Origin of the sequence: Burkholderia sp. LA-2-3-30-S1-D2 (genome assembly GCF_001523915.2) — a bacterium.
GTDB classification, from domain to species: domain Bacteria; phylum Pseudomonadota; class Gammaproteobacteria; order Burkholderiales; family Burkholderiaceae; genus Burkholderia; species Burkholderia diffusa.
Genome location: NZ_CP013383.1, coordinates 1,750,749 through 1,763,419, shown reverse-complemented (window position 1 = coordinate 1,763,419; position 12,671 = coordinate 1,750,749). Strand labels below are relative to the sequence as shown.

Genomic DNA, 12,671 nt, shown 5'->3' with positions numbered 1-12,671 from the left:
GATAAGAAAGGAAAAACGGCCGGATGCGGCGGCCCGCACGGGGCACGGCGTCCGGCCGGAGGGCCGGCCGCGCGAGAGGGGCGCGCGACCGGCAACGGGGGTGCGTCAGCGACGCGGCATTACACGTAGTCCTTGTACTTGTCGAGCATGCGAACCGGCTTCGACAGCGCATCGCGACGGAACGGATCGCCGAGTTCACGCGTGCACATGATCTCGATGATCGTGGTCTTGCCTTCGTTCATCTGCATGTCGATGGCACGCTTGAGGGCCGGGCCCACGTCCTCGAGGCGGTCGACCGTGATCCCTTCGGCGCCCATCGCACGCGCGATCGCCGCGAAGCTCTGGTTGTCGAGTTCGCCCGCGACGAAGCGGCGGTTGTAGAAGTCGACCTGGTTCTTCTTCTCCGCGCCCCACTGGCGGTTGTGGAACACGACGGCCGTGACCGGGATGTTGTGGCGCACGCAGGTCATCGTTTCCATCAGGCTCATGCCCCACGCGCCGTCGCCCGCATACGACACGGCCGGGCGGTGCGGCGCGGCGACCTTCGCGCCGATGATCGTCGGGAACGCGTAGCCGCAGTTGCCCCAGCTCATCGCCGCGAAGAAGCTGCGCGGCTTGTTGAAGCGCAGGTAGCTGTTCGCGACCGAGTTGATGTTGCCGATGTCGGTCGACACCATCACGTCCTCGGGCATCGCCTTCTCGAGTTCGCGCAGCACCTGGCGCGGATGCAGGTACTGGCCGCCGCTGAACGGCTTCTCGTGCTTCTGCTCCTCGATCATGTCGAGGCTGAATGCGTCGCGCTCGTGCGTCCAGTCGTCGAGTTCCTTTTCCCACGCGGCCTTTTCCGTCGCGATCTGGTCGGCGCGCTCGCCGCGCGAGCCATCGCACACGAGCGTGCGGCCTTCGAGGCGTTGCGTGAGTGCGATCGCCGCGGCCTTCGCGTCGCCGCAGATGCCGACCGAGATCTTCTTCACGAGGCCGAGCATCTTGTGGTCCGCGTCGATCTGGATGATCTTCGCGTCCTTCGGCCAGTAGTCCATCCCGTGCTGCGGCAGCGTGCCGAACGGCCCGAGGCGCGAGCCGAGCGCGATCACGACATCGGCGCGCGACAGCAGTTTCATCGCGGCCTTCGAGCCCTGGTAACCGAGCGGGCCGCACCACAGCGGATGGTTCGCCGGGAACGAGTCGTTGTGCAGGTAGCTGTTGACGACCGGCGCGCCGAGCCGTTCGGCGAGCGCCTTGCATTCCTCGATCGCGTCGGCCATCACGACGCCGCCGCCCGAGATGATGACTGGGAACTTCGCCTGCGCGATCAGCGCGGCCGCGTCGTCCAGGCTCTGTTCGCCGCCGGCGCCGCGGTCGAGCCGGCGCGGTTGCGGAATCTCGACCTTGACCTTGCCGTAGAAGTAGTCGCGCGGGATGTTCAACTGCGTCGGGCCCATCTCGGCCTGCGCGCGGTCGAAGCAGCGCGCGGTGAATTCGGCCATCCGTGCCGGGTGCGTGACGTGACCCTGGTACTTCGTGAATTCCTGGAACATCGGCAGCTGGTTCGCTTCCTGGAAGCCGCCGAGGCCGATGCCCATCGTGCCGGCTTCCGGCGTGACGATCACCACCGGGCTATGTGCCCAGTACGCGGCCGCGATCGCGGTCACGCAGTTGCTGATGCCGGGGCCGTTCTGGCCGATCACGACGCCGTGGCGACCCGACACGCGCGCGTAGCCGTCGGCCATGTGGCCCGCGCCCTGTTCGTGCACGACCGGGATCAGGCGGATGCCGGCCGGCGCGAAGATGTCCATCGCATCCATGAACGCGGAGCCCATGATGCCGAACATGTCGGTCACGCCGTTGGCCGCGAGGGTCTCGACGAAGGCTTCGGACGGTGTCATGTCCTGCGGACCGTTGGCCGATGCACGCAGGGAAGTGGATTGCTCGCTCATGGGTTGTCTCCGATTGTTCAATTAACGGAACGTCTTGTTCCAGATGCTATTTGCTGGGGAAGGCCGGTCAAGTCATTCCGCCCGCTGTCGGCGAATGTGGAATGAAATGAAATGATTCGTTTCAAAATGCGCGCGGAGGCGGTGGCCCGAGTGGCGCGCGAGGCGCACGCTCAGGCCGGCTGTTTCGGCCGTTCCTTGCGGAACGCGCGCTTGACGGCGATCAGCCCGTCGCGGAATTCGAACAGGTCGCAGCCTTCGGCCTCGATGCGCCAGCCTTCGGCGTGCGTGCCCGTGAACACCCACTCGGAGACGCCGCGCTCGCCGGCGACGGTGTGGCGACCGTGACCCCAGTGCGCGTCGGGGAAGGTCTTGAACACGGCTTCGAACGCGGCGCGTACCGCGTCGCGGCCGACGAAGCGCGTGCCGTGGATGTCGGGGCCGCCGGCCGCGTCGAATACGCAGTCCTCGGTCATGAAGCCCATCAACGCGTTGGCGTCGTGCCGGTTGAATGCTTCGGAAAATGCCGCGAGCGTGGCGGCCGTGACGGGGGCGGTGAGCGTGTCGGACATAACGTGTCTCCTGTCGAATGATGGGCGGTGCGCAAGGCGCTGGCGCGCATGCGGCACGCGGTATCGACACGTTAGTGAGCGCTCGTTTTTGGCGGTAGCGCCAGTCGGGAGGTTTCGCTTGGGCCAGGGGGCGTGACCGGCTGGCGCGATGCGTTCAGAGGCTCGGCTTCTGCGCCTGCACACATTGCGCGAGTGCCCGCACCCCCGGCTCGATCCGCTCCAGAGGAATCGCGGAAAACCCCATCCGGAAGCATCGACGCGCGTTGCTGTCGTCGTTCATGAAGAACACGCCGCCAGGTTCGATCAGAATTCCCGCCTCCTGGGCGTCCACCGCGAGCCGCGCCGCGTCGAGCCATGGCGGCCCCTCGACCCAGCACGACGCGCCGCCCGTCACCGGCACGTAGCGCGCTTCCGGCAAGTGCGCGTCGAGCGCGGCCATCAGCGCCTGCGAGCGCTCGCTGTACGCATGCGCGAGCCGGCGCAGCAACGCGTCGTGATGGCCGAGCGCGAGAAAGGTTGCGAACGCCCGCTGAATATACGCAACCGGATGGCGCACCATCAGCCGCCGCAGCGCCCGCAACTCGCGGATCAGCTCGCGCGGCCCGACCACGTAGCCGAGCCGCAACCCCGGCGCGAACGTCTTCGACAGGCTGCCGACGTAGATCACGCGGTCGGCCGTGTCGAGGCTCTTCAATGCCGGATGCGGCGTGCCGGAGAACGTGTTTTCGCTCTCGTAGTCGTCCTCGATGATCACGAAGTCATGCTGCTGCGCGCAATCGAGCAGCGCGCGGCGGCGTTCGACCGGCATCGTCGCGGTGGTCGGGCACTGGTGGCTCGGCGTCACGTACACGTAGTCGCAGCGCGAGAGCGTGTCGCCGAGCGCATCGGGTGCGATCCCGTGGCCGTCGACCGGCAGCGGCAGCAGCCGCGCGTCGCGGTTCTCGAAGATGTTGCGCGCATCCGGATAGCCGGGGTTCTCGAAACCGACCGTCGTGTGCTTGCCGCACAGCAGGTCCGCGATCAGGTAAAGCGCCTGCTGGCAGCCGTTCGTAACGACGATCTCGTCGGGCATCGCGAACACGCCGCGCCGCGGCAGCACGCGCGTGCGGATCTGCTGGATCAGCGATTCGTCGTCGCGTTCGATCAGGTCGGGGGCCCAGTTGCGGATCTCCATCACCGACAACGCCTTCAGGCAGCATTCGCGCCAGTCGTTGGTTGGAAACAGCGACTGGTCGAACTGCCCGTAGATGAACGGAAATTCGTAGTGCTGCCAGTTTGCGGGCTTCACGATGTTGCGCTGCCTCGACGGCGGATGCGTGATGCGCTTTTCCCAGGCGGGGCGTCCGGGCACGTCGTCGCCACCGGCGGGCAGCGCGCCGGCCCGGGCCTGCGCGAAGCCGGGCACGCCTTCGAGCATCTTCGGGTTCACGAAGTGCCCGCTGCGTTCGCGCGAGATCAGGTAGCCCTCTTCGACGAGCATCTGGTACGCGAGCACGACGGTGTTGCGCGCGACGCCGAGCTGGTCGGCAAGCTCGCGGCTCGACGGCAGCGCGGCATCGGGGGCGAGCTGGCCGTCGAGGATCGCGGCCACGAGCATCCGCCGGATCTGGTCCTGCAGGCTCGACGCCGACGACCGCCGGAACTGCTGGGCCCATAAGGCGGTCGGGGTACGACTCGACATGCTTCCTCCTGTGATCGGTACGGGAAACGCGAGGCGGTGCGCGTGGTGTGCACGTGGCCCGCGAGTGGCGCGGTTTCGCGAGAATACGCGCGTCGCGCCGCGGATGTGGACTCAATGAAATGTGTTGTCTGGCACTACTGCGCGCCGACGTGGCAAGACGATACTCAACTCGTCGCGCCCGGACGATCCGGATAACTCCCCGGTACGCGGGCGCAGGAGGGCGTGCGGGCATCGCGTTCGCCTGCAGCGTGATGAAAAGGAGAGGGACGCCATGCACGTCGTCGTGTTCAGGGATCGCTGCGAGCGCGTGATCCGCATCGTGTTCGACGATGCAGGCAAGACGTTCGTCGCGTATCGCGACGGCGACGCGATCGGAGAACTCGACATCGATGACGCAGGTGGCGGTGATGGCCGATCGCCGTCGCTCATGCGGCTATACGTCGAACCCGCCTACCGGCGCAGCGGCATCGCGCACACGCTTCTCGCGTGCGCGGCGCGTGAATTCGGGCAGCCGATTCGCATCGACGCCGGTGCGCGTGCATGGCCCGCTACGCCGGCGTGGTCGACGCTGTGCCGCTGCCTCGAATACGAAGGATTGGTCGTGGTGCGCCAGGCCGCGCTGCATTAACCGAAAGCGTGGCCACGATCACGCTGCACCAGGAAGGAGACGACATGAGCACGGTCCTGAAGCCGATTCCCGCATCCGACGTGCGGCACGAAGCGTTGCGCATCGACGGGCAGCGCGTGTGGCGCGACGCAGTCATCGACGTGCGCAACCCGTACGACGGAACGCTCGTCGGCACCGTGCCGAAGGCGACGCTCGATGACGTGCGATGCGCGTTCGCCGCCGCGCGTGCATTCCGGCCGACGCTCACGCGCCACGAGCGTGCGGCGATCCTGCGCCGCGCGGCCGACATCGTGCGCGCGCGCACCGTCGAGATCGCGTCGCTGATCACGGCCGAGGCTGGCCTGTGCATCAAGGATTCGACGTACGAAGCCGGGCGCGTTGCCGACGTGCTCACGTTCGGCGCGGGCGAGGTGCTGAAGGACGACGGGCAGATCTTCTCGTGCGATCTGACACCGCACGGCAAGAAGCGCCGCGTGTACACGCAGCGCGAACCGCTGCTCGGCGTGATCTCCGCGATCACGCCGTTCAACCATCCGATGAACCAGGTCGCGCACAAGGTCGTGCCGTCGGTGGCGACCAACAACCGGATCGTCGTGAAGCCGTCGGAGAAGGTGCCGCTGTCGTGCTATCTGTTCGCGGACATCCTGTATGAAGCCGGCCTGCCGCCGCAGATGCTGCAAGTGCTCACCGGTGACCCGAAGGAGATCGCCGATGAGCTGATCACGAATCCGGCGATCGACCTCATCACGTTCACCGGCGGCGTATCGATCGGCAAGTCGATCGCATCGCGAATGGGCTACCGGCGCGCGGTGCTCGAACTCGGCGGCAACGATCCGATCATCGTGATGGACGACGCCGATCTCGACGAAGCAAGCACGCTCGCCGTGTCGGGCTCGTACAAGAACTCGGGGCAGCGTTGCACCGCGATCAAGCGCATGCTCGTGCACGAGACGGTGGCCGATCGCTTCACCGAGCTGGTCGTCGAGAAAACGCGCGCGTGGTCGTACGGCAATCCGTCCGATCCGTCGGTGGACATGGGCACGGTGATCGACGAGGCCGCCGCGACGTTCTGCGAGCAGCAGGTGAACGACGCGATCGCGCGCGGTGCGCGGCTGCTGGTCGGCAACGTGCGCGACGGTGCGCTGTATTCGCCGACGGTGATCGATCGCGTGACGCCCGACATGCCGCTCGTGAAGTACGAGACGTTCGGCCCGGTGTCGCCGATCATGCGCTTTCGCGACATCGACGAAGCAATCCGGATGTCGAACAGCACCGACTATGCGCTGTCGTCGTCGGTCTGCACGAACCGCTTCGACAACATCACGCGCTTCATCACCGAGCTGGAAGTCGGTAGCGTGAACGTGCGCGAGGTGCCGGGCTACCGGCTCGAACTGACGCCGTTCGGCGGCGTGAAGGATTCGGGCCTCGGCTACAAGGAAGGCGTGCAGGAGGCGATGAAGAGCTTCACGAACGTGAAGACGTATTCGCTGCCGTGGTGAGCGAGGCGGGGAGGGGCGTACCACGCCCTCCCGCCGTCAATGGCGTTACTGATAGAAGTTGAGCGTGACCATCGCCGAGCGGCCCGGCGCCCACGTCGCGTAGATCGGATACGCGCTCGCGTAATACTTCTTGTCGAACAGGTTCTGCACGTTGAGCTGCACGTCCATCGTCTTGTTCACGCGCCAAGTCGCGGCCGCGTCGAAGCGCGCGTAGCCGGGCGTCCATTTCTTCGTCGTCGCGGATACCGACGCGTAGGTCTGGCTCATCACCGTCGCACCGGCGCCGAGCGTGAGCTTCGGCATCACGTCGTAGCTCGTCCACAGCGTGAAGTTGTGCTTCGGCACCATCACCATCGGCAGGCCCGATGCGCCCGGGCTGCCGGGGCCCGCGTCGGTCGTGATCGCATTCAGGTACGAGTAGCCGCCGAACACGTGCCACTTCCGTGTCAGGTTGCCCGCGAAGCCGAATTCGAAACCGCGCACGCGTTGCTTGCCCGCGTTGACCGTGTGACCAAGGCCGTCGCTGACGCGCGCATTGGTCTTCTCGGTCTGGAACAGGGCCGACGTCAGCGACAGCTGGTCCTGCAGCACGTCCCACTTCGCGCCGATCTCGATGTTGCGCGAGCGCTCGGGTGCGAGGTCCTGGTTCGTCGCGGTGATCTGGTCGGTGCCGCCGCCGAGGCCGCCGTTCGACCCCGGCGGGTTCGACGACGTGCCGTACGACGCATACAGGCTCACGTTGGTCACCGGCTTGAACACGAGGCCGAACTGGTAGCTGAACAGGTTCGATGTGTTCGACAGGTCGGCCACGCCGGCCTGCTTGCCGGTCGTGTCGTAGCGGTCGAAGCGCAGCCCGGTGTTGAACTGCCAGCGCTCGGACAGCTTCACGGTATCGAAGATGTACGCGGACACCGTGTCGGTGCGCGTGTTCGTCGTCGGGCCGGGGAAGCTCTTGTCGCCGTTCAGCACGATGCTGCCGGTCCACGGCATGTTCGGGTTCCAGCCGCCTGCGAGCGGCGTGCAGTTGCCGGCCACCGAGCAGGGGCCGCCCGAGCGGATGTTGTGGCCGGCCGAATCCGACACGAGGTAGCCCTCGTAGCGCGCCTGTTCGTGGCTGAACTCGACGCCGGCCGTCATCGTGTGCTTCATGCCGAACAGGCTGGCGCTGCCGGTCACCTCGGTCTGGTTCGAGAAGCCGTTGAGCGCGTACTTGCCGCTCTTCGCCTGCAGCGCGAGCATGTTCGGGTTCGACGCGAGGATCTGCGGATTCGTCGCGACGTAGTCGAGCGTCGAGCGCCCGAACATCGTCGTGTTCTTCAGCTTCCAGTCGTCGTTGATCTTGTGCTCGACGCGCACTTCGGCGGTGTCCGTCTGCCCGTAGCGGTAGTCGCGCGTGTTCAGCCCGAAGAACTGCCCGCGATCGGTCGGCACCGGCGTGCCGCCCGTCGAACGGAACGGCACGCTGAAATCCGGCATGTCGTACGTGTTCATGTGGTAGTAGCTGACCGTGACCGTGGTCGGCGTGTTCAGCCCGAACACGATCGACGGCGCGACGCCCCAGCGCTTGTTGTACACGTCGTTGCGGCCGGCCTGGTTCGCGTCGTGACCCATCACGTTCAGGCGCACGGCCGTCGTGTCGTTGATCTTGCGGTTCGCGTCGACCGTCGCGCGCTTGTAGCCGTCGGTGCCGAAGCCGATGCTGCTGTTGATGAAGTCGTCGTTCTTCGGCGTCTTCGTGACGATGTCGATGCTGCCGCCGACCGAGCCGCGGCCCGCATAGACCGAATCGGGGCCCTTGATCACGCTGATCTGCTCGACCGCGAAGGTCTCGCGGTTCTGCAGCCCCGAGTCGCGCATCCCGTCGACGAAGATCGAGTTGCGCGATTCGAAGCCGCGGATCACCGGGCGATCGGCCGACGGGTTCGCGGCGGCGTCGCCGCCGAGGAACGTGATGCCCGGCACCGAACGCAGCGCATCCGCGAACGACGTGACGTTCTTTTCCTTGATCAGCTGTTCGGGGATCACCGTGACCGAGCGCGGCGTGTCGAGCAGCGGCGCGGTGAACTTGTACGACGGCGAGCGCTTCACCTGCAAGTCCGACAGCGCGGACGACTGGACCGCGATCGTCGGCAGCGTCGCCGACGTATCGGCGGCGGCCGGCTGGGCGGCAGGGGAGGCGGGTGCGGGAGCCGTTTCGGCGGAAGCGAGCAGCGGCGTCAGGAAAACGGAGCAGGTCAGTGCTGACACGAGGGCACGGGGCCTCGTCTTGAACTGGGCAGGCATGGCGAGAGGCAGCGGAAGTATCGGTGATCGGATGCGTCGTCGCGATGCCGGCAGGCAGACCCGGGACATCGGAAAACGTCAATGTAAATGAAAATGATTCGCGTTAGCGATCGCAATTCTACGAATTATTACGAGATATGTAAACGATCGAATGGTCGTTGTACTGAACCGGTCAGACTTGCGTGGCGGGCGCGATGGCTTTGCGTGCTGCGCAATACCGCTTTCCACGGGGCGTCCGGCTCGACCCGGCGGCAGAATCGATACACTGCCGTACCGGTTGCACGGGCCCCGGCAATCAGGCCCCGACGAAGGAGACAGGACAGATGGACACTCAACGCGCAGCGGTCGTGACGTACCGCGGCAATGCGATCGAGAACACGCACGTCGCCGATGTGGCGGTGGTGGATGCAGGCGGCAGGCTGCTGTTCCGGCTCGGCGATCCGTTCCGGATGACGCTCGCGCGCTCGGCAGCGAAGCCGGCCCAGGCGCTGTCCGTGATCGAGACGGGCGCGCCCGAGCGGTTCGGCTTCGACGAAGCGGACATCGCGCTGATGTGCGCATCGCACAGCAGCGAGGAGCGGCACATCGCGCGCACGCGGGCGATGCTGGCGAAGGTCGACGCGCAGGAGTCGGATTTGCGGTGCGGCGGCCATGCGCCGTTGTCGGACGCGGTGTACCGGTCATGGATCAAGCGCGACTACACGCCGACCGGCGTGTGCAGCAACTGCTCGGGCAAGCACGTCGGGATGCTGGCCGGTGCGCGGGCGATCGGCGCTGCGATTGCCGACTACCATCTGCCGGCGCATCCGATGCAGATGCGTGTAAAGCAGGTGGTCGCCGATGCGTGCGGCCTGCCCGACGACGAGGTCGACTGGGCGATCGACGGCTGCAACCTGCCGACGCCGGCATTCCCGCTCGACCGCCTCGCGCGTCTTTATGCATCGCTGGCGGACGGTGCGGATAAGGTTGAAGCCGGCGGCGCGGCGATGACCGATCGCGTGCGCGCGCTGGCGCGCATTCATCATGCGATGACGGCCCATCCCGAGCTGGTCGCCGGAGAAGGGCGCTGCTGCACGGTGCTGATGGAGGCCTTCGAAGGGCAGGTCGTCGGCAAGCTCGGCGCGGATGCGTGCTACGGGATCGGCGTACGCGCATCGGCGCGCACGCGGGAACTCGGCGCCGACGGCGCGCTCGGCATCTCGGTGAAGATCGAGGACGGCAACATCGACGTGCTGTACATGATGGTCAGCGAACTGCTCGAACGGCTGCGGATCGGCACGGACGCGCAGCGCGCGCGGCTCGCTGCGTTCCACCGGCCGCGGATGCTGAACACGCAGGGCGTCGAGATCGGCCACGCGACATTCCCGTTCGAACTGCAGCCGGCCTGACGGGGGCGGTCGTGCCGATGCCGCGTGCCTGACGTGCATGCGGCATCGGTGCGGGCTTGCCGGCCAGCGCGACGGCAGCCGCTACGCGCCCGCGTCGCGAATCTTCGTCAGCTCGACCGCCGACAGCTCGCCGATGTGCGCGAGATGCTCCGCGAGGAAGTCCCTCAGCACGCGCAGCTTTGCCGAGCTGCGCCGGTTCGCCAGATACGCGATGTAGATGTAGTCGCCCGTGAGCTTGTTCTGCAGCCGGTAGCGCGGCAGCACGGCTTCGAGCCGGCCGCTCGCGAGCAGGTCGCGCACCAGCCAGATCTCGAATTCGGCGATGCCGAGGCCCGCGCAGGTCGCGTCCAGCAGCAGTTCCGAATGATCGGTGACGAGGTTGCCGGCCGGCAGCACGCTGTGCCGTGCATCGCCGCGCACGAGCTCCCAGCGCGGATCGCCCTCGGGGTGCACGTAGCGCAGGCAGTTGTGATGCTGCAGGTCGTCCGGCGTCGCGGGGCGCCCGCTGCGATCGAGGTAGCCGGGCGTCGCGCACAGGATGCTGTCGTTGCGCGACAGCCGGTGCACGACCAGGTTGTCCAGGTAGTTCTCGCCTTCGTGAATGTCGAGGTCGAAGCCGCCGGCGACGAGGTCGTTGTGGTTGTCGGTGAGCCGCACGTCGAGCTGGATCGTCGGGTAGCGCGCGAGAAACGGTGCGATCAGCGGCGCGAGATGACGGCGACCGAAAGCGACCGGTGCGGTGAGCTTCAGCGGGCCGCTCGGCTGTGAATTGAGCTCCGCGACGACGCGCAACGTGTCGTCGAGATCGGCGATCAGCGTGACCGCGCGTTCCAGGTAGATGTGGCCGGCCTCGGTCAGCGTCACGCTGTGCGTCGAGCGATGCAATAGCGCGACGCCGAGGGCGTCCTCGATCGCCGTGATCTTGCGCGCGACCGTCGACGTCGACACGTGCATCTCCTTCGCGACCGCGGAAAAGCTTCCCATTTCGACGACCCGCACGAACGCGCGCATCGCGCCGAGGTGATCGATGCCGGTGTCTCTCGTCATTGTTTTCATTCGTCCCTCGCTGTTGCGTCACACGCAAAACCGCTTTCGATAATACAGAAGCGAGGTTCTTTATGCAAAGGCATAGAATGCGATCCCGTCGCACGGGGAAGCGGTGAACGCAGCCGGTTTCCTGCGACGGCAGAGACAATTCAGGAGGGGCACCATGACGGAAAACGGCTTCCGCGTCGAGGCAGATCTTTTAGGGAAACGAAGCATTCCGGATTCGGCGTATTACGGCGTCCATACGCTGCGCGCGAAGGAGAACTTCAATATTTCGGGGCGCACGATCGCGTCGCTGCCGTACCTCGTCATGGCGCTCGCGGCGGTGAAGGAAGCCGCTGCCGATGCGAACTGCGAGCTCGGGCTGCTGCCGGACGCGTATCGTGACGCGATCGCCGCCGCCTGTGTCGAGATCCGCGAAGGCCGGCTGCACGATCAGTTCGTGGTCGACATCATCCAGGGTGGGGCCGGCACGTCGACCAACATGAACGCCAACGAGGTGATCTGCAACCGCGCGCTCGAAATCATGGGGCATGCACGCGGGCAGTACGAATACCTGCATCCCAACGAGCACGTCAATCTTGCTCAGAGCACGAACGACGTCTATCCGACCGCGATCCGGATCGCGACCTGCTTCGCGGTCGAGCGTCTGCTCGACGCGATGGCGCACCTGCGCGATGCGTTCGCGGAGAAGGCCGACGCGTTCTCGGGCCTCCTGAAGCTCGGCCGCACGCAATTGCAGGATGCCGTGCCGATGACGCTCGGCCAGGAATTCTCGACCTACGCGGTGATGGTGACGGAAGACATCGCGCGCCTGCAGGAAGCCGGCTGGCTGATGCGCGAGATCAATCTCGGCGCGACTGCGATCGGCACCGGCATCACCGCGCATCCGCAGTACGCGGAGAAGGCGCTGGCCGCGTTGCGGCGCATCACCGGCCTGGACCTGAGCACCGCCCCGAACCTGATCGAGGCGACGCAGGACTGCGGCGCGTTCGTGCAGATCTCCGGCGTGCTGAAGCGGATCGCGGTCAAGCTGTCGAAGATCTGCAACGACCTGCGGCTGCTGTCGAGCGGCCCGCGCGCGGGGTTCGGCGAAATCAACCTGCCGCCGGTGCAGGCCGGCTCGTCGATCATGCCGGGCAAGGTGAACCCGGTGATTCCGGAGGTCGTGAACCAGGTCGCGTTCGAGGTGTTCGGCAACGACCTGACGGTGACTTTCGCGGCCGAGGCCGGACAGCTCCAGCTCAACGCGTTCGAGCCGGTGATCGCGAGCGCGCTGTTCAGCAGCTTCAGCCACCTGACGGCCGCGTGCACGACGCTCGCGGACCGCTGCGTGAGCGGCATCACCGCGAACCCCGAACGGCTGCGCGAAACGATGGAGCGCTCGGTCGCGCTCGCGACCGCGCTGAACCCGTACATCGGCTACAAGCGCGCGACTGCCGTGGCCGCCGAAGCACACGAGAGCGGCAAGTCGATCCGCGAGGTCGTGCTGGATCACCAGCTGATGACCGCCGCACAACTGGACGAAGCGTTGCAGCCCGAAGCGCTGATCCGCCCGCGCACGTACTGATTCCGGCCGTGCGGCGCCGGCGCAAGCCGCCGGCGGGCCGCGCGCGGCCGTTCCCGCAGCGTCCTGCCG

At 66.5% G+C, this 12,671-nt stretch carries 9 protein-coding genes; 4 read left to right on the top strand and 5 right to left on the bottom strand.

What is annotated here, in order from left to right:
* Positions 1 to 119: 119 nt before the first annotated feature.
* From xsc to pdxR, 3 genes are all read right to left on the bottom strand, one after another.
* Complete coding sequence (gene xsc, locus WS66_RS08055; protein WP_059598808.1) at positions 120 to 1,937, bottom strand: sulfoacetaldehyde acetyltransferase; 1,818 nt, start codon at positions 1,935 to 1,937, stop codon at positions 120 to 122.
* A 170-nt stretch (positions 1,938 to 2,107) separates the two neighbouring features.
* Complete coding sequence (locus tag WS66_RS08050) at positions 2,108 to 2,506, bottom strand: nuclear transport factor 2 family protein (protein WP_059598809.1); 399 nt, start codon at positions 2,504 to 2,506, stop codon at positions 2,108 to 2,110.
* 154 nt (positions 2,507 to 2,660) lie between these two features.
* Complete coding sequence (pdxR, locus tag WS66_RS08045; RefSeq protein ID WP_059598810.1) at positions 2,661 to 4,187, bottom strand: MocR-like pyridoxine biosynthesis transcription factor PdxR; 1,527 nt, start codon at positions 4,185 to 4,187, stop codon at positions 2,661 to 2,663.
* Positions 4,188 to 4,458: 271 nt separating this feature from the next.
* On the opposite strand from pdxR, the gene WS66_RS08040 reads away from it, so the two are divergent.
* Together WS66_RS08040 and phnY are read left to right on the top strand one after the other, a co-directional pair.
* Positions 4,459 to 4,815 (top strand): GNAT family N-acetyltransferase, encoded by a 357-nt coding sequence (locus WS66_RS08040; protein ID WP_059598811.1) that lies wholly within the window; start codon positions 4,459 to 4,461, stop codon positions 4,813 to 4,815.
* 44 nt (positions 4,816 to 4,859) lie between these two features.
* On the top strand, positions 4,860 to 6,314 hold the full coding sequence (phnY, locus tag WS66_RS08035; RefSeq protein WP_108064666.1) for a phosphonoacetaldehyde dehydrogenase: 1,455 nt from the start codon (positions 4,860 to 4,862) through the stop codon (positions 6,312 to 6,314).
* 45 nt (positions 6,315 to 6,359) lie between these two features.
* On the opposite strand, the gene WS66_RS08030 is transcribed toward phnY, so the two are convergent.
* A complete protein-coding gene (locus WS66_RS08030; protein WP_059607771.1) occupies positions 6,360 to 8,597 on the bottom strand; it encodes a TonB-dependent receptor in 2,238 nt (745 codons plus the stop codon).
* A 323-nt stretch (positions 8,598 to 8,920) separates the two neighbouring features.
* Between WS66_RS08030 and WS66_RS08025 the strand changes: the two genes are divergently transcribed.
* Positions 8,921 to 9,985, top strand: coding sequence for an asparaginase (locus WS66_RS08025; RefSeq protein ID WP_059607772.1), 1,065 nt, complete (start codon positions 8,921 to 8,923; stop codon positions 9,983 to 9,985).
* An 81-nt stretch (positions 9,986 to 10,066) separates the two neighbouring features.
* On the opposite strand, the gene WS66_RS08020 is transcribed toward WS66_RS08025, so the two are convergent.
* Positions 10,067 to 11,041, bottom strand: a complete 975-nt coding sequence (locus tag WS66_RS08020) for a LysR family transcriptional regulator (protein ID WP_059607773.1) — start codon at positions 11,039 to 11,041, stop codon at positions 10,067 to 10,069.
* A 154-nt stretch (positions 11,042 to 11,195) separates the two neighbouring features.
* On the opposite strand from WS66_RS08020, the gene aspA reads away from it, so the two are divergent.
* Complete coding sequence (gene aspA, locus WS66_RS08015) at positions 11,196 to 12,602, top strand: aspartate ammonia-lyase (RefSeq protein ID WP_059607774.1); 1,407 nt, start codon at positions 11,196 to 11,198, stop codon at positions 12,600 to 12,602.
* Positions 12,603 to 12,671 lie beyond the last annotated feature (69 nt).

Bases quoted from the DNA above. Each gene is read 5' to 3' on its own strand.
- pdxR (WP_059598810.1), bottom strand. From the start codon at position 4,187: ATGTCGAGTCGTACCCCGACCGCCTTATGGGCCCAGCAGTTCCGGCGG.
- phnY (WP_108064666.1), top strand. From the start codon at position 4,860: ATGAGCACGGTCCTGAAGCCGATTCCCGCATCCGACGTGCGGCACGAA.
- WS66_RS08025 (WP_059607772.1), top strand. From the start codon at position 8,921: ATGGACACTCAACGCGCAGCGGTCGTGACGTACCGCGGCAATGCGATC.
- WS66_RS08040 (WP_059598811.1), top strand. From the start codon at position 4,459: ATGCACGTCGTCGTGTTCAGGGATCGCTGCGAGCGCGTGATCCGCATC.
- xsc (WP_059598808.1), bottom strand. From the start codon at position 1,937: ATGAGCGAGCAATCCACTTCCCTGCGTGCATCGGCCAACGGTCCGCAG.
- WS66_RS08020 (WP_059607773.1), bottom strand. From the start codon at position 11,041: ATGAAAACAATGACGAGAGACACCGGCATCGATCACCTCGGCGCGATG.
- aspA (WP_059607774.1), top strand. From the start codon at position 11,196: ATGACGGAAAACGGCTTCCGCGTCGAGGCAGATCTTTTAGGGAAACGA.
- WS66_RS08030 (WP_059607771.1), bottom strand. From the start codon at position 8,597: ATGCCTGCCCAGTTCAAGACGAGGCCCCGTGCCCTCGTGTCAGCACTG.
- WS66_RS08050 (WP_059598809.1), bottom strand. From the start codon at position 2,506: ATGTCCGACACGCTCACCGCCCCCGTCACGGCCGCCACGCTCGCGGCA.